Origin of the sequence: Micromonospora sp. HM5-17 (assembly GCF_003762835.1) — a bacterium.
In the GTDB taxonomy this organism is placed as follows: Bacteria; Actinomycetota; Actinomycetes; order Mycobacteriales; family Micromonosporaceae; genus Plantactinospora.
The window spans coordinates 1-16,247 of record NZ_RJWA01000015.1; the positions used below are offsets into that span (position 1 = coordinate 1).

General features: G+C 71.9%; 16 protein-coding genes. 10 read left to right on the top strand and 6 right to left on the bottom strand.

Features of this window, described 5'->3' with window-relative positions:
• Nucleotides 1-84: 84 nt before the first annotated feature.
• Nucleotides 85-315 carry a GntR family transcriptional regulator gene (locus EF879_RS25665; RefSeq protein WP_123563040.1) on the top strand — a complete coding sequence of 77 codons (231 nt, stop codon included), beginning with the start codon at nt 85-87 and terminating at the stop codon, nt 313-315.
• A gap of 1,152 nt (nt 316-1,467) precedes the next feature.
• Here EF879_RS25665 and EF879_RS25670 read toward each other — a convergent pair.
• Entirely contained in the window at nt 1,468-1,749 is a 282-nt protein-coding gene (locus tag EF879_RS25670) for a RodZ family helix-turn-helix domain-containing protein (RefSeq protein ID WP_123563042.1), read from the bottom strand.
• 195 nt (nt 1,750-1,944) lie between these two features.
• Here EF879_RS25670 and EF879_RS25675 point away from each other — a divergent pair, with 195 nt between their 5' ends.
• The 3 genes from EF879_RS25675 (at nt 1,945) to EF879_RS25685 (ending at nt 4,103) form a co-directional block, all read left to right on the top strand.
• Complete coding sequence (locus tag EF879_RS25675) at nt 1,945-2,412, top strand: helix-turn-helix domain-containing protein (RefSeq protein ID WP_158624295.1); 468 nt, start codon at nt 1,945-1,947, stop codon at nt 2,410-2,412.
• A gap of 200 nt (nt 2,413-2,612) precedes the next feature.
• Nucleotides 2,613-3,800 carry an L-2-hydroxyglutarate oxidase gene (lhgO, locus tag EF879_RS25680; RefSeq protein WP_123563046.1) on the top strand — a complete coding sequence of 396 codons (1,188 nt, stop codon included), beginning with the start codon at nt 2,613-2,615 and terminating at the stop codon, nt 3,798-3,800.
• Between the two features lie 66 nt (nt 3,801-3,866).
• On the top strand, nt 3,867-4,103 hold the full coding sequence (locus EF879_RS25685; RefSeq protein ID WP_123563048.1) for a hypothetical protein: 237 nt from the start codon (nt 3,867-3,869) through the stop codon (nt 4,101-4,103).
• Nucleotides 4,104-4,117: 14 nt separating this feature from the next.
• On the opposite strand, the gene EF879_RS25690 is transcribed toward EF879_RS25685, so the two are convergent.
• The gene (locus EF879_RS25690) at nt 4,118-5,563 is read right to left on the bottom strand and encodes an FAD-dependent oxidoreductase (RefSeq protein WP_123563097.1); all 1,446 of its coding nucleotides are present in this window, start codon (nt 5,561-5,563) and stop codon (nt 4,118-4,120) included.
• A 5-nt stretch (nt 5,564-5,568) separates the two neighbouring features.
• Complete coding sequence (locus EF879_RS25695) at nt 5,569-6,093, bottom strand: MSMEG_6728 family protein (protein ID WP_123563050.1); 525 nt, start codon at nt 6,091-6,093, stop codon at nt 5,569-5,571.
• 104 nt (nt 6,094-6,197) lie between these two features.
• Here EF879_RS25695 and EF879_RS25700 point away from each other — a divergent pair, with 104 nt between their 5' ends.
• Nucleotides 6,198-8,084, top strand: a complete 1,887-nt coding sequence (locus EF879_RS25700; protein WP_123563099.1) for a potassium channel protein — start codon at nt 6,198-6,200, stop codon at nt 8,082-8,084.
• Between the two features lie 117 nt (nt 8,085-8,201).
• On the opposite strand, the gene EF879_RS25705 is transcribed toward EF879_RS25700, so the two are convergent.
• Nucleotides 8,202-9,404, bottom strand: coding sequence for a DUF4032 domain-containing protein (locus EF879_RS25705; protein WP_123563051.1), 1,203 nt, complete (start codon nt 9,402-9,404; stop codon nt 8,202-8,204).
• A gap of 144 nt (nt 9,405-9,548) precedes the next feature.
• On the opposite strand from EF879_RS25705, the gene EF879_RS25710 reads away from it, so the two are divergent.
• Nucleotides 9,549-10,313, top strand: coding sequence for a phosphatase PAP2 family protein (locus EF879_RS25710; protein WP_123563052.1), 765 nt, complete (start codon nt 9,549-9,551; stop codon nt 10,311-10,313).
• Nucleotides 10,314-10,425: 112 nt separating this feature from the next.
• Here EF879_RS25710 and EF879_RS25715 read toward each other — a convergent pair whose 3' ends face one another.
• Nucleotides 10,426-11,208, bottom strand: a complete 783-nt coding sequence (locus tag EF879_RS25715) for an NAD(P)-dependent oxidoreductase (RefSeq protein ID WP_199736612.1) — start codon at nt 11,206-11,208, stop codon at nt 10,426-10,428.
• 238 nt (nt 11,209-11,446) lie between these two features.
• On the opposite strand from EF879_RS25715, the gene EF879_RS25720 reads away from it, so the two are divergent.
• Complete coding sequence (locus EF879_RS25720) at nt 11,447-11,806, top strand: helix-turn-helix domain-containing protein (RefSeq protein WP_123563053.1); 360 nt, start codon at nt 11,447-11,449, stop codon at nt 11,804-11,806.
• Nucleotides 11,807-11,851: 45 nt separating this feature from the next.
• Here EF879_RS25720 and EF879_RS25725 read toward each other — a convergent pair whose 3' ends face one another.
• Entirely contained in the window at nt 11,852-12,490 is a 639-nt protein-coding gene (locus EF879_RS25725) for a DUF3105 domain-containing protein (RefSeq protein WP_158624297.1), read from the bottom strand.
• 421 nt (nt 12,491-12,911) lie between these two features.
• Between EF879_RS25725 and EF879_RS25730 the strand changes: the two genes are divergently transcribed.
• The 3 genes from EF879_RS25730 to EF879_RS25740 all read left to right on the top strand — a co-directional run bounded on the left by EF879_RS25730 (nt 12,912) and on the right by EF879_RS25740 (nt 16,199).
• The gene (locus EF879_RS25730) at nt 12,912-14,135 is read left to right on the top strand and encodes an EI24 domain-containing protein (RefSeq protein WP_123563055.1); all 1,224 of its coding nucleotides are present in this window, start codon (nt 12,912-12,914) and stop codon (nt 14,133-14,135) included.
• Between the two features lie 91 nt (nt 14,136-14,226).
• A complete protein-coding gene (locus EF879_RS25735) occupies nt 14,227-14,571 on the top strand; it encodes a hypothetical protein (RefSeq protein ID WP_148086555.1) in 345 nt (114 codons plus the stop codon).
• A complete protein-coding gene (locus tag EF879_RS25740; RefSeq protein ID WP_123563057.1) occupies nt 14,568-16,199 on the top strand; it encodes an alpha/beta hydrolase in 1,632 nt (543 codons plus the stop codon). The genes EF879_RS25735 and EF879_RS25740 overlap by 4 nt, the downstream gene beginning before the upstream one ends.
• Nucleotides 16,200-16,247 lie beyond the last annotated feature (48 nt).

Here is a 16,247-nt window from a genome sequence, read left to right on the forward strand (position 1 = left end):
ACGCACCGTACCCCAACCGGTACATGGTCGTCCATGGTCTGCCAAGCCTGACCAGCGCCGTCCCTATGCGCATACGGTCGAGACGTGATCGACCCCGAAGGGCCAGTGCCGCTCTACGAGCAGCTAGCGGCGATCCTGCGCGGGCAGATCGAGCGTGGGGAGCTGCCGCCTGACCGGCCGATCCCGAGCGTGGCCCGGCTCCAACAGGAATACGGCCTAGCGCGTGGCACCGTCCTGCACACGATTCGGGTGCTGGTAGATGAGGGTCTGGTCTACGTGGTGCCGGGGAAGGGCACCTACGTCAAGGCACGCTAAGCGGACGGCAGGCCCCAGAGGGCCGAGCCGTCCGCATATAGCGACCATCGTCCGGCGCGGGTAGCCCGCGCTAGGCAGTTGCTGTCGACAGCAACGCCGACAGCAACCAGGCCGGACGACGACAGCCACCAGCGCCCAAGTACGGATCGTCACCCCAGGTCACGTACGGGGATAGGCACCACCGGACAGGGTGCACAGTCCTTGTAAGCGAGATGTCGCCGGTTCGAGCCCGGCCGGGGGCTCTCACTCCTCCCCACCCGACCCGGGGTGATCGGCCTCGAGGGGGCGCAGCCAGTCGGCGAGGCGGCACGAGGCGAACGACCGGACGTCGACGCCGGGCGAGCCCCGTACGCGACGAGGGCGGGTGGGCGACGGGCGCCGAGACCCATTGTCGATCATGAGTACACGCCGTGGCGGTGGCGGGACAATGCGGTGTTCCCGATCGTCGGCCGCCGTTCCCGATCAGCGTGTCCCCGGTCGTCCGCGATGTCGCACGTTCCTGTCCGGGCATCGTTCGGTGGAAGTTGCGACGCACCACGCCGTATCAGGACCAGGGTTCACATCTTCTTGGTCGGAGCACGTTTCCTGCCGAGCCCTTGACCGTTGTGCTCGGCGGGGCACGCGCGCACCGGCGTTGTCGACTCACGCGTGGTTGATAACAAAGGGGCAGAGCCCCCCGACGAAGGAAAAAGTCCCGACCAGCCGTCGCGGCCAGCGGCGTCATCGTGGGAGGGGCGGGCCAATGCGGCAGCCATCGCGTTCAGCCTGATCGGGGACATCCTGGAGAGGGGTGAGCGCGATGGTCCTGCTTTGGCAGCCAGGACCATCGCTCACCTGCTACAACTCGCCGCGATCTTCATCTCGGGAAGGAACGGCGAGCGGTAGCCGACCCAGTCCTGGGGGCCCGTGTAAAGACGGGCCCCCAGGACACCTCACGCCCCCCGTGGACGTCGCCCGCGTCGTCATCGGGCGACGTGATCTGTCGCCGACGTCCTCTATCTTTGTCTGCAACTGTCGGGGCGTCCATTGGTAACGGGTGAGAGGTGCCCCCGCGCCACTCATTCACCCTGTTCGTCGTCGGGCGGCTCTGGTCCGCGCGGGTTCGGTGTCGGAATGTGTCGGGGAGACGACAGTTTCTGACCAACGGATCAGTCAGTGCGGTGGCCGTACGTCCGCCCGGTCAGCCGCTGATGCGTCACGGTCGGCTCGAAACGCATTGGCGTCGGCGGGTTGGAGGAGCCGGACGAGGCCGGCGTAGACGGTGACGCTGGCGCGCGGGGAGTGCCCCAGCTCCAGCTTTGTCAGGTACGCCCGCGAGATGCGGAGCCGACGGGCGAGGTCGGCGACCTCGAGCCCGCGGTCGATCCGGGCGCGACGCAACTCGGCCCCGTCGATCGGCACCGTGGTGCCGGGCCGGGCTCTGGGCTTGGCCATGCTCCGCAGTCTAGAGACATCTGACGACAGCTAGCAACAGCAACATCCCGGAAATGGTGTTCCGAGGGGGTGGCAAGATCTGGAATATATCTGTATCTCTAGATGTAAAAGTCGGTGGGACCTTCAGAGTCGTTGTTCCCTGCTGTTCCTGACCGAATGCTCTTGGGTAGCCTTGGGCGACCGGGATCGATGCGGATGGGACGGAACGAGGAGTCAGTGGCCGACGACGAGGCGACCCGCCGGAGCCGCCTGGGTCAACTCGTCCGGCTGGCGCGACGTCAGACCGGGGAGACGATCGACGAGGCGGCAGCCCGCGCGGGAATGAGTCCGGTCACCTGGCGCAACGTCGAGGCGGGCGTCCGGGTGAAGTCGTTTTCGCTCGGCAAGGTCGAGAGGGCGCTCGGGTGGTACCCGGGCGCGGTCGAGCATTTCCTGGCGACCGGTGAGGAGCCCTCGCCGTCGCGGCGGACCGACGAACTCATCGACTGGGTGCTGGGGCTCGACCGGCCGGACAGCCTCAAGGTCATCATCATCCGGGCGCTGCGTCAGGGTGGTGACCCGATCGATGCGGTGCTGCACAGCTCGGCGTCGTCGGAGGAGAAACTGGCGGCGATCGAGACCCTGCGGCAGGGCCAGGCGACGCGACCGTCCGGTCAGCCGTGAATCCGGGGTGTGGCCGTCCCTGACCGGTCACCGGCGCGTCGACGTACCAGCGGACGTCCGCCCGCGACGAGGCGTCGTGCCGCAACACCCGGATCAGGGAGCGGGCGGCACGGCGGCACCGGCGCGTTGGCGGGCGAGCGGCCCGACCCGCGGCACGCACTACCATCGACGCCGACCGACATCGATGGCAGGGGTGGCGGGTGACCAGATTCGTGGTCGTGGGCGGCGGCATCGTCGGACTGGCGGTGGCGCACCGGCTGCGGACCGACCGACCCGGCGACCAGGTGACCGTGCTGGAGAAGGAGTCCGGCTGGGCGGCGCACCAGACCGGACACAACTCCGGGGTGATCCACGCCGGGGTCTACTACCGTCCGGGGAGCCTCAAGGCGGCCCTGTGTCGGGCCGGCAGCGCCTCGATGGTCCGGTTCTGCGAGGAGCAGGGACTGCCGTACCAGATCTGCGGCAAGCTCATCGTCGCCGCCGGGGACGCCGAACTGCCCCGGCTGCACGAGCTGCATCGCCGGGCCGTCGCCAACGGGCTGCCGGTCCGCCTGCTCGACGCGGCCGAGGCGACCGAGTACGAGCCGCACGTCGCCGCCGTCGCCGCGCTGCGGGTCGACTCGACCGGCATCGTCGACTTCGCCGCGGTCTGCCGTCGCCTGGCGGAGCTGCTCGCCGAGGGCGGCGCCGAGCTGCGGCTGGACACCCGGGTCACCGCGGTGCGGATGGCCGGCGGTGAGGTGCGGGTGGAGACCACCACCGGCGAGCTGGCGGCGGACGTCCTGATCAACTGCGCCGGACTGCACGCCGACCGGGTCGCCCGGCTGGCCGGGGTCGTGCCGCCGGCCCGGATCGTGCCGTTCAGGGGCGAGTACTACGAGCTGGTGCCGGAACGCCGCAACCTGGTCCGGGGACTGATCTACCCCGTTCCCGACCCGCGGTTCCCGTTCCTCGGCGTACACCTGACCCGGATGATCGACGGCAGCGTGCACGCCGGGCCGAACGCCGTCCTCGCCACCGCCCGCGAGGGCTACTCGTGGCGACGATTCGCCCCGCGCGACGTCTGGGAGCAGCTCCGCTACCCGGGACTGTGGGCGCTCGCCCGCCGCCATCACCGGTACGGCCTGACCGAGGTGGCCCGGTCGCTCTCCCGGACACGGTTCGCGGCCAGCCTCGCCCGGCTGGTTCCCGCGCTGACCCAGGCCGACATCACGCCGGCCGGCGCCGGGGTACGCGCCCAGGCGGTCCGGCCGGACGGCAGCCTGGTGGACGACTTCCTCGTCGTCGAGGCGGAGCGGCAGGTGCACGTCCTGAACGCGCCGTCCCCGGCGGCGACCAGCGCGTTCGAGATCGCCCGGCACATCGTCGCCCGGCTGCCGACCCGGTGAGCCATGCCGCTACGTCACTACATCGGGTGATGGTGATCGCCGGCCTGCTCGGACGACACTGACCTGGTGGAACGCCCCTTTCCTGTCGCCGCCCTGCTACTCGGGGTGACTCTCGGTATCGTCGCGGGCATCTCGTACGCGGTCGCCCGCCGGGCCTGGGCCGACTACCACAAGGCCCGGACCAGCCTCCCGGGACTGCGCGACGCGGCTTGGGCGATGACCCGGATCGCCACCAGCCGGGGTGGGATCGTGCTGCTGCTCTGCCTCGCCGCCGTGGGTTGGGCCGCGGCCAGCGACCGGTAGTGCGGGGCGACCGGTCAGCGACGGCGGGCGAGCAGGCCGTACCGACGGATCGCCCGGACCGGTTCGGGGGCCGCGCCGATTCGCCGCAGGATGTGGTTCGCGGCCTGGATCCCGGTGACTGCCGCCCGCTCCAGCAGCGCGCTCGGCACCTCGGTGCCGATCCCGTCCCCGGCAAGCCAAAGCCCGTCCGCGTCGGTCGCCACGCCGGGCCGGTCGGCGTGGTCGCCGGGACGGAACGCCGGGGCCTGCCGTTCCACCCGGGCGTGCAGGTCGCGTACCGGCAGCTCCGCTACCTCGGGCCAGAGCCCGGCCAACTCGGCGCGCATCCGTTCGGCCAGCTCCGGCCCGGGCACGCCCTCCGGACAGGCGTACGCGTGCAGCTCCAGCACCGCCCCGCCGGTGCGCCCGGCCCAGCAGCGGGCCGCCGTCTCCAGCCGGTGGTAGAGGGTCACCGAGTCCAGGGTCGGCTGCCGGGACACTCCGCTGAAGACCGGCCGCCGCGCCGCCACGTCCCCGGCCAACCAGTACCGGGCGACCGCGTACGGCGGGCCGGTGCCGGACCGGGCCACCCGGCGGGCGAGGACCGGCGCCGCGGCCGCCAGCCTCGGTGAGGCCCGGACCAGCGACGCCAGGGCCGGCGGGTCGACGGCGAGCACCAGGTACCGGGCACGGTGGTCGGCGCCGGAGCCCGTCTCCACCCGCCAGCCGCCCCCCTCCGGAGCCACCGACGCCGCCGTCCGTCCGCATCGAATCTCCGCGCCGCGTCGCCGCAGGTAGCCGGCGAGTGGTCGCCAGATCGCCGACTCGTAGTCCGCCGTCGGCGCGTCGAACGCGAGCCCTTCCGCGTTGCCGAGGAAGTAGAAGTGAAAGTTGGCGACCAGCTCGGCGGCGGAGAGCTCGGCCTCGTGGTTGAAGAACGAGTGGGAGAAGACCTCGAAGAGCATGGCCCGGGCCCGGTCCGGCAGCCGTAGCGCGTCGAGCAACTCGGCCGCCGTCACGCCGTCCAGCTCGGCGTACGTCCGCTCCGGGTGGTACGCGAGCAGCGGTAGCGCCGCCCGGCCGTCCATCCGGCGCAGGTCCCGCAGCCGGATACTCGGGCTGCGCAACAGCAGGGCCAGCAGGTTCCACGGCGCGGCGGCCGGGAGCCGCCCGAAATCCTCGGCCGGCCAGTCGCGGTGCAGCACCGGATAGCCGGGAACCGGGCGGAGCAGGTCGAGCGCCGGGTCGATCCGGCGCAGCACCGCCCGGAGGTTGTGGTACTGGCGGAAGAACGCGTGGAAGCCGTGGTCGACCGGCTGGATGCTGCCATCGGTCAGGGTGACGGCCCGGGTGTTGAGCCGGCCGCCGAGCGTCGACCGTCCCTCCAGGACGGTGACGGGCACGCCGCGTTCGGCGAGTACCACCGCCGCGCAAACCCCGGCGACCCCGCCGCCCACCACGAGCACCGTCACGTCGGGCATCCGCGTCACTCCGGCGGCGGGGGTGGGGACGGTGCGTTCGTCGCCGCCTCGTCCGGTCGGCAGCGCGGCGGCCGGTCCGAGCCGGGCCAGACGTACGGCAGGTCGGGCGGCACGTCGCCGAAGATTGGCCCGTAGTGGGCCGGATCCTTGCGTAGCAGCGACGAGCGGTGACTCCGGTGCAGGTCCTCCCGGCCGAGCCAGGGCGGCAACTCGCCGGCCTCGGCGAGGTCGTCCTGGCTCCGTACCCGGGTCACGCCGCAGCCGGCGGCGAGGTCGGCGACGAGGGTGCCGGCGCAGGTGTCCGCCCGGCCGGTCGCACACCACTCGGCGCAGATGTCGAGACCGTAGCGGACCAGCGCCTCCTCGTACCCGGCCCACATCCGCACCGCCGGGTGGTGCCGCCAGCCGTATCCGGGGCGGATCAGCGCGCGCAGCACCTGCAGCGCCTCGACCCGTTGCTTGCCGAGTCGCCGCTGGTCCAGGCACCGGGCGGTGCGCCGAAAGTCCGGGTACGGCAGGAAGGTCTGCACCCGAGGGACTACCCGCACCGACCGCCACCATGTCCGGCGGCGACGGCGTCTCCGCCGCCCGGCGCGGGGCCACCAGCGGTGATCTCGTTGACTACGATCCGGACATGGCGGAGCTCTGGCGGACAAAGGCCCGGCGGGCGTTCGAAACCCGGCTCCGGGACGGTCTGCGGTCGAACGGAGACAGCCGGCCGCACTACGTCGTCTGTGGTCAGGACGCTCTCGCGGTCCGGCTCGTTCAGGAGCTGCTCGGTAACGACCCGCAGGGCGCGCAGGTCCGGGTCACGGTGATCGTGCCCTACCAGCGCCGCCGCGACGCCGGGCCGGACATCCGCGCCCTGCGGGGCGTACGACTGATCCGGGCGGACCGGCTCGACGAGGAGACCTTCCGGGCCGCCGGGCTGGTCGGGGCGAGTGGTCTGGCGCTGCTGCACCAGGACGACGTGGGCAACATCGACGCCGCGCTCTGCGCGCAGGAGGTCGAGCCCAACCTCCGGCTGGTGCTGCGGATGTTCAACACCGGCCTCGGCAACAAGATCCGGCAGCTCTTCCCGGACGCCGCGGTCCTCTCCGACGCCTCGATGGCGGCTCCCTCGTTCGTCGCGGCGGCGCTCGGCGAGGTCGCCCCGACCTACTTCCGGTACGGCGGTCGGACCCTGTACGTCGCCCCGCGTGCGGAGGTCCACCCCAGCCAGGTGCTCTGCGAGTTGGCCGACGTGTACGATCCCAGCCACCCGGCGGCGCCCCCGGCCGACCCGGCCATCGCCGATCTCGTGCTGGCCGCCGCGGTCGGCCAGAGCAGCACCGACCTGGCCGACCGGAACCGGTCGCGGCGGGCACGGCGCCGGCGGCGGCGCCGTGCCGCCGTCCTGCTCCGGGCGGTACGCTCGTTCGCCACCCGCAAGATCGGGATCGCCACCCTCACCGTTCTCGGAGTGATCCTGGTCCTCGGCTTCCTGCTCCGGTACATCGAGCACCAGAGCATCGGCAACGCGCTCTACGTGACCCTGGTGACCACCGTGGTCGGCGCCGACCCGGACGTGGAGAAGAGCGCGGCGGCGCAGATCCTCCAGGTGGTGCTGAACATCGCCGGACTCGCGTTGATCCCGCTGATCACCGCCGCGGTGGTGGACGGGATCGTCAAGGCTCGGCTCGCCCTCGACGCCGGCCTGCTCCCGGACGACCGGAGCGGGCACGTGGTGGTGGTCGGCCTCGGCAACGTTGGCACCCGGGTGATGGGGCAGCTGCACGACCTCGGGGTCGAGGTGGTCGCCATCGACAAGGATCCGGAGGCGCGCGGCGCCGCGCTCGCCCGCCGGCTCAACGTACCGCTGATCGTCGGGGACGCGGCCCGCGAGGAGACCCTGGAGGCGGCGGCGGTGGGGAGCTGTCAGGCCCTGGTGGTGGTCTCCACCGACGACGTCAGCAATCTCCAGGCGGCGCTGAACGCCCGGTCCCTCAACGGCGACCTGCGGGTGGTGCTCCGGCTCTACGACGGCGACTTCGCCGAGCGGATCCAGAAGACCTTCGCTATCGCCGTCTCCCGCAGCGTGTCGTACCTCGCCGCGCCCTCCTTCGCCGCGGCGTTGCTGAACCGGGCGGTGATCGCGACGATTCCGGTCGACCGGCACGCGCTGCTGGTGGCGGAGGTACCGGTCGCGGCCGGCTCGGCGCTCGCCGGCCGGGAACTCCGTTCGGTCGACGAGACCCCGGGGATCCGGGTGATCGCGCTGACCCAGGTCGGGCAGGTTCGGATCGAGTGGTCGTTCCGGCCGGATCACCGGCTCCGTCCCGGCGACCGGTTGACCGTGGTGGTCCGCCGCGCCGGGCTCAACCGGCTGCTCCGCGAGGCGAGTGCACCTCCGCCGCCCGCACCGCCTCCGCCGGCCGTTTCGGGTGGCACACCGCGACAGACTCGCCGGCCGGAGCCGCGCCGGACCATCCGCCGTACGCCGCCCGCCGCGCCGGTCCGCCGCGCCGACCCGTCCGGCTGAGCGTCGCAGCGCCCGGGTTGGGCGGGTGTTTCCGCTGGTCGACGTGGTGTCGAGCCCGCCGCGGCGGAGCGGCGTCCGTCGACCCGACCCGCCCGACCGTCGGCCGGCGACCCGGGATCAGCCGACCGTGACGCCGAGGACGGCCTGCTCGTCCGGCCGGTGCACGAGGATGTCGGAGAGGAAGGACTGGACGGCCGGCGCCAGGCCGACGTCCCGGCCGGCCTGCTCGGAGAGCCGCCAGCGGTGCTCGATGATCTGCACGAACAGCTCGGTCGGTTCGAGTTTGCCGCGCAGGTGGGTCGGCACGGCCCGGACCACGGGCTCGAAGACCTCGGTCAGCCACCGGTGCGCCGCCTGCTGCTCGTCGGTGAGGTCGCTCTCCGCCCGGTAGGTGTCCAGGTCGTTGAGGAGTCGCCGCGCCTGGTTCTCCTCGGCGTCCAGCCCGGTGAGCCGGAGCAGCCGGCGGGTGTGGTAGCCGGCGTCGACCACCTTCGGCCGGACCAGGTACCGCCCACCGTCCACGACCGACATCGACACCTCGGCGACGTCGAAGCCGAGCTCGTTGAGCCGGCGGATGCGGCGCTCGATGTCGTGTCGTTCCCCCCGCTCGACCTGCTGCTCGTACGTGATCTCGTGCCAGAGCCGCTCGTAGCGCTGGACGACCTCCTCGCAGACCACCTCGGGGTCGATCGACTCGTGCAGCAGCCCCGCCGCCTGGAGGTCCAGCGCCTCGCCGAAGATGTTGACCCGGGCGATCTCCAGATCCTCGTCCCGTTGCCCGGAGGAGAGCTGCCGGTGCAGGGCGCCGGTCTCGGCGTCGACCAGGTACGCCGCGAAGGCCCCGGCGTCCCGGCGGAACAGGGTGTTCGACAGCGAGCAGTCACCCCAGAAGAAGCCGGTCAGGTGCATCCGGACCAGCAGCGCGGCCAGCGCGTCGAGCAGCCGGTTCATCGTCTCCGGCCGCAGCGTGTGCGAGAAGAGCGCCCGGTAGGGGAGGGAGAACTGGAGGTGCCGCGTGATCAGCACCGGTTCGAGGGGTTCGCCGTCCCGGGTCTGCCGGTCGGCGACGATCGCCACCGCCTGCACGGCGGGGAAGTCGATCCGTTCGAGGGCGCGGAGCAGGTCGTACTCGCGCTCGGCGACCCGTTCGGCGGTCTCCTTGACCGCGTAGACGGTGCCGGCGAGCCGTACGAACCGGACGACGTGCCGGGAAATACCCTGGGGCAGCGCCACCAACTGGTCAGCGGGCCACTGCTCCAGCGGGGTCGACCAGGGAAGGTCGAGCAACGCCGGGTCGACAAGGGCCGAAGTGATCCGCACGGGTATCAAGCATGCCGCTCCGTGTCGTCCGTCGCCTCCCGACGTGGTTGGACACACACCGCCGCCGCTGCCCGGTCCGGCGGCGGCATCGCCTCCACTGATCTGCGGCGGGTTCGGGTCGCGGGTCGGCGGTAGCGTGGTCGGATGCGGGAAACCACGACGGTACGACGGCCGGTACGACCGCGTCCGGTCAACCCGGCCGGCTGGTGGTTCGACGGGCTGCTGCTCGCCGCGGTGGCCGCGTTGACCACCGCGCTGGCCGCCGACCAGCTTCTCGACCTCGACCTCGCGGTCCGGTCGTGGGTCAACGCGCACCGGCCGGAGCCGGCGTACTGGGTCGCCCGGATTCTCAACTCGCTCGGCCAGGGTGGCTGGTTCCTGATGCCGATCACGTTCGGGCTGGGGGCGGTGGTCGCGTACCGGACCCGATCGGTCCGGCCGCTCCTGGTCGGGGTCGGGGCCTTCGTCCTCACCTCGTTCGTGATCGGCCCGGTGAAACTCTGGACCGACCGGGCGGCACCGAGCTCCACGCTGCCGCCCGAGGAGTCGGTACGGCTCTTCGCCACGCTGCCCCCCGGCGAGTTCGACATGTCGTACCCGTCGGGTCACGTGGCGAACTCGATCGTCTGGTACGCGGCGATCGCGGTGCTGGTCGCCGCGCTGCTGCGGACGCTCGGCCGGCCGGACGCCCCGCCGGGGCTGTACCGGGTGATCCGGGTCGGACCGCCGGCGATCGTCTTCTGCACCACGACCTACCTCGGCTGGCACTGGATCACCGACTCGATCGCCGGCCTGTTCCTCGGTCTGCTCCTCGGTCGGCTGCTGGACCGGGTGCCCTGGGACGACCTGCCGCTGCCCCGGCTCCCCGGCGGAGCGGACCGCCGGGGAGTCCACGGCGGCGACGCCTGACGCCGCGGCGACGAGGGGTCGCCCGGCGCTCGCGGTCGGCCGCCTCGGCATGCGACCGGCCGTCGAGCCGCACTTGGGCCGGCCTACGACGCCGTCACCAGCACCGTGGCGCTCACCTGGTGCTCCGCAGCTCCTCGAAGATCCGCGCGGTGCCCTGCGCGCCGAACCCGGCGGCGATCTGTCGGCGGACGATGTCGTACACGGGCTTCAGCACCTCGACGTTGACCCCCTGCTCCGTGCTGGCCCGCATCAGCGACGAGAGCGCGGCTTCGGTGAACCGGAGACTCTGCTGGCCCTCGCCGGTGTAGTCCTTGGCGTCGATGGTGGCGGCGTAGCCGGCCAGGCCGTTGGTCATGGCGGCGAGGAACGGTGCCTGCCGTGCCGCGAACTCGGTCGCCGAGACGCCTCCGGAGCCGACCAGCGCCGCGCCGTGCATGAAGCCGGCGAACATCGTGTACATGCCGACGAGCATCGCCATGTCGTAGAGCGAGGCCATGCCGGCGTCCGACCCGAAGTAGCTGCTCTCGCCCCACAGGTCCCGCAGCGTCCGCTGCTCCTCGTAGGCGGTGGCCGAGCCGCTGTAGAACACCGCCGCACCCGGGCCGCCGATCATCTCCGGGACGGCCATGATCGCGCCGTCGAGGTACGTGATGCCGTGCTCGGCGGCCCAGGTGGCGAGTTCGCGCGACTCGTTCGGGGTCGTGGTGGTCAGATTGATCACGGTTCGCCCGGACAACCGGACCGCGATCGGGTCGAGCACGGTGTGCACCGACTGGTGGTCGAACAGGCAGACGACGATCGCGTCGGCGTCGGCGACCGCCTCCTCGACGCTGCCGGCAACCGTGGCGCCGCGCGCGGCGAAGGGCTGCGCCCGGTTCGGGGTCCGGTTCCACACGACCGTGCTCGCCCGGCGGCGAGCGCGGCCGCGGCGAGCGCGCTGCCCATCGCTCCGAGTCCCAGAAACGTGGTGGTGCTGGTCATCGCTCTTCCTTGCCGTTGCTGAGAAGGACGTGGTTGGGCGCCCGAGCACCATCCTGGGTACGTGCCTTCCTGTTGACAAGTACCCACCATTTTGTTCAATACTTACTACTTGGTAAGTATTGGCGTTGACATGGTCGAGTGGGAGGTCGGCGATGCCGTCGAGTGCCAGGCGCGGCCCGTACATCTGCGGCATTGACGCCGCGATGGACGTGGTGTCGGGAAAGTGGAAGTCGTTGATCCTCTGGGAACTGGACACCCACGGCACGCGCAGGTTCGGCGAGCTGAAGCGGGGCCTGCCCGGCGTGAGCGAGAAGATGCTTATCCAGCACCTCCGCGAGATGGAAGAGGACGGCCTGGTCCACCGCGAGGTGTACCGGGAGGTCCCGCCCCGGGTGGAGTACTCGCTCACCGTGCACGGCAGGTCGCTCAACGAGGCGCTCCGTCCGCTGGGCGAGTGGGGCAGCCAACGGCGCGCGCGCCTCGCCGCCGAGGGGCAGCTCGTGTCCGACTAGCGGCCCGCCGACCGCGGGCACGGGTGCGCCGCGGGCCCCCGCGGTTCAGCCGACCGTCGTGGTGACCCCGCCGCCGCAGGGCGCGCCGGGCTCGAGCGACGCGGTGATGCGGTAGCGCCTGACGAACTCGTCGATCGCCGGGTCATCGGCGGTCTGGACCGCGAGCTGGTAGCCCCAGGCCTGCAGCGAGATCGGCGCGTTCTGGGCCGGGTACGGGCTGAGCATCAGGTACTCCTGGCCGCGTACCCGGGCAGCGAGCTTGTCCACCTCGGACGCGGCGAGGTCCGGCCGGTACGTGATCCAGACGGCGCCGTGCTCCAGGCTGTGTACGGCGTTGCCGTCGGCGATCGGCGCCGGGTAGACGTCCCCGTTGCAGTTCTGCCAACGGGGATGGTGGGGACCGCCGGCCGGCGGGGTCATGGGGTAGGTGATCTTCCCTTCCCGGTGCTCCTGGGTGAGTACCCCCGGTGCCTGTTCACGGTAGTTGACCAGCGCCGACAGGTCGGCCTCGTTGGCCCGGTGCCGGTACCAGACGAATCCGCCGATCCCGCAGACGGCGAGGAGGACCAGCGCGAGAACCCCACCCCCGAGCGCGAGCAGCGGGCCGGTCCGGTTGCCCTTCGCCGGGACTGGTGGCGCCGGATGACCCGGGTACGGCTGCCCCGGCGGCCCGGAGCCCGGCACCGGAGCGGGATAGCCGGTGGGCGGGTACCCGGTTGGCGGTGGCCCGTACCCGGGCGGGGTGGGTGCCGGCGACGGGGCGGACCCGGGTTGGGGTGGTACGGGCCCGGGGGCCGACGGAACTCCCGACGCCGGGCCGGGCGGCTGCTGGTACGGCGGATCCGGGTAAGCCATCTGCCCTCGCCCTGTCTGCACGGGTAAGACACCCGATCGTAGTACGGCGGCCACGATCCGGGTGACCACGCCGTACCCCCGACGCGCCGGCGCGGGACCGGACGGCACCGAAATCGACACCCCCACCAAGCCGCCCCACGCATCGGCGTCGGTGGAACTACACTCCCTCGGTGCCGGCACATCCCTGTCGGTCCGGCCGTTCCCGCGCCCGGTCGGGCCTGCTCCGTAGACGGAAAGGTCATCACCGCCGATGCCCAGGCCGGATCCGGAAACTGTCCGCGAGACCACCGTCGCTCCCGACCCGGCCCGGTCGTTCGGGCACCCCGGGTTCGTCCCGTCCGCCGGGCCGACCCCGATGCCGCCGGAGGTCACGCCGCCACCGGTGCCGGGCCAGGTCACACCAACGGTGGCACCGGTGCCGCCGGCCGCCCCGGCGCGCTGGCGGTGGCCCCGACAGCGGTCCGCGCCGGACGCCGAGCCGGTCCGGGCGGCCGGGCGGGTCCTGGTCACCCACGCGGCGGAGGTCGGGCGGGCGGCGGCGGCCGGCGCGACCCGGGGCGCCCGCGCCGCCGCGCACGGGGCCACCCGACCGATCGTGAACCTCGCCGCCGGGATCGGCTGCTTCCTTCGTGGACTGTGGCGGTTCCTGACCAGCCCCGTCCTGTGGCCGTACGCCGTCGCACCGCTCGTCCTGCTCGGGTTGGCCCTGTACGGCCTCGCGCACGGTATGGAGGCGGCCGGCGCGGCGGTCGTCGGCTGGGCCACGTCGTTCGCCGACGGTTGGCCACGGTGGATTCACGACCTGCTCGGCGGGATTCTGCTCTGGGGCGTACGACTCGCCGTCCACATCCTCCTCGGCTATCTGGTCCTGCCACTGAGCGTCGTACTCGCCGCGCCCTGCTACGTCCTGCTCGCCCGACGGGTGGAGCGAACGCTCGCCGACGGAGGGGCACCCTCCGTCGCCCCACCGCCGCTGTGGCGCTCCTGGCTCGTCGCGGTCCGGCAGGCGATCCTGGTCACACTCGTGGTGCAGTTCGGGTGGCTGCTGCTCGTTCCGCTCCTGCTGATCCCCGGACTGAACGTGGTCATGGCGCTCGGCGCGGTGACGCTGTTCAACGGCTTCCTCGTCGGGCTGCTGATGCTGGCGATCCCGCTGCACCACCACGGGGTCACGTCGGCGCGGGCGCAGGTGTCGGCCGTCTGGCGGCACCGGGCCAGCGTGATCGGGTTCGGCGCGATCAGTGCCCTTCTGCTCAGTCTCCCGGTCACGCCGCTGCGCGCGATCGTCGCACCGGTCGTCTTCACCGGTGCCGTCCTGCTGCACCACCGGATGCGCCGGCTCGACGCGGCCCGGGCCGGCGCGGCGGTCACCGCACCGGCTCCGGGCGCGGCTCCGCCGTCGCCGGCCGGCGTCACCGGAGCGCCGGCGCTGCCTCCGGCCGGCGTGTCCGACGGGTCCCCGCCTGACCGGTAGTCGCCATGGCTGTTCCTGGACAGCCCGATTCGTGGCTCGGGCGGGTGCCGGCGCTCTAGCGTTTCTCCGTCGACCGAAGGAGGAACGCGGAGTGAAGCTTTCCGTAGACACCGCTGCTCTTCGCCAGGCGGGGGCGCACACACTGGCTGCCGGGCACGTGCTGTCGAGCACGGTCGGAGGCGGAAAGGCACTCGCCACGTCGGCCGCCTCCCTGGGTGGGCTGGCCTCCGGTCCCGCGTTGACCGCGGCGGCCCAGCGTTGGGAGCAGCAGGTCGAACGGTTTGCGGCACTGGTGCGGTCGGACGGCATTCGGATCCTGCAGGCGGCGGAGGCGTACGACACCAGCGACAACACCAGCGCGAACGGCTTCCGGCAGATGCTGTCCAGCCTGGGCAAGACCGGCGACGTGGACTGGTCGAAGGTGGGGGTCAAGTGAACGTCGACCTGGTGCTCAAGCCCGATGCCGAGGCGATGGCGACCGACGCCAAGGCATGGCAGGCGATCGCGGAGGCACTGGAGGACTGCGCGATCGAACTCAACAAGCGGGCGATCGATCCGATTGCCGAGGCCTGGCGCGGTACCGCCAGCGACTTCGCCCAGGCAGAGCTCGCCGGTCACCGGTCGGCGCTGCAGCGCGCGGCGGACGCCGCGGAGGCGATCAGCAGGGCGCTCACCGACGCCAGCAACCGGTGGCGTGTCGTGCAGGGCAAGGTGCGGCGGGTGAAGACGCAAGCCGCCGACCTCGGGCTGCGGCTCGCCCCGGACGGCACCGTCACGCCGGCCGCCGGAGCCACCGGAACACCCCGGGACGTCGCCGAGCTCACCGCGGCGGCGAAGGCGGCGCTGGCCGAGGCCGAGACCATCGACGGGGACCTGCAGCGCGCGCTGTCGCAGCACGGCCAGGCAGGCCTGCAGCCCCCGGCCGGACTCTCCACCCTGGTGAAGGGCATGCCCGGCCCGAAGGCATCCGCGAGCACGGTACTGGCGTGGTGGAACAGCCTGACCGACGCCGAGCGGTCGATGCTCGTCCAGTGGCGGCCCGAGCTGATCGGCGGGCTGGACGGGATCCCGGCGGACGCCCGACACCGCGCGAACCTCATCCTCCTCGAGCTGCAGTCGGAGAAGCTGATCGAGCAGAAGAAGCTGCTCGAAGGAGCCAAGCCGACCGCGGTGCAACAGATCGAGCTGAGCAAGGAGATCGCCGAGATCACCAAGAAGCTCGAGGCGCTCGACTCACTGAAGAACCGGATGTACGCCTCCTGGTCGAACGGCGAGGCGCCGCTGTACCTGCTCGGCTTCGACGGCAGCGGCGACGGCAGGGTCATCCTTTCCGTGGGCAACCCCGACACGGCGAAGCACGTCTCCGTCTACGTGCCCGGGACCACCTCGGAGCTGTGGAACATCAACGAGGACCTGTACCGCACCCAGGCACACCACGAGGTCGCCACCGCCAAGACCAACGAGAGCGTCGCCTCCATCCTCTGGCTCGACTACGACGCGCCGAACTGGCTCGACACCCCGGCGAGCCCGTCCTACGCCAAGCAGGGGGCGCCGGAACTGCGGGCGTTCGTCGACGGGCTCTCGGTCACCCACCAGGGGGGCGCACCGCACACCACCCTGATCGGGCACTCGTACGGCACCCGGGTCATCGGCGAGGCAGCGCTGATCAAGCCCGGCATGGACGCCGACGTCATCTCGGTCGCCGGCCCGGGGTTCGGGGTGGACATGGCGCCCGACAAGCACATGCCGCCGCCCGACAAGCTGCGGATCAACGGCGACATCTACTCGATGGTCGGGAACCTCGACCCGATCAAGGCCGCCTACACCCACCCCGACAATGCGACGATCTCCGCCGGACTGCCCGGCGTCCACGGCACGGGTGTCGAGTACCTGCCAGGGGTGAAGACGATCGACATCGGCTACGACGGATCCGGCCACAGCACGTACTGGCAGAGCGAGGAGTTCCTCACCAACGTCGGAAACCTCGTCGCCGGCCATGACGAGAAGGTCAAGACGGAGTCGACCATCGGCGACGCCATGAAGAAGCAGGGCATGGTCCGCTGACCCCGGGGGCGGGGGACCCGCTGGCGGGGTACCTGGATACCCCGCCAG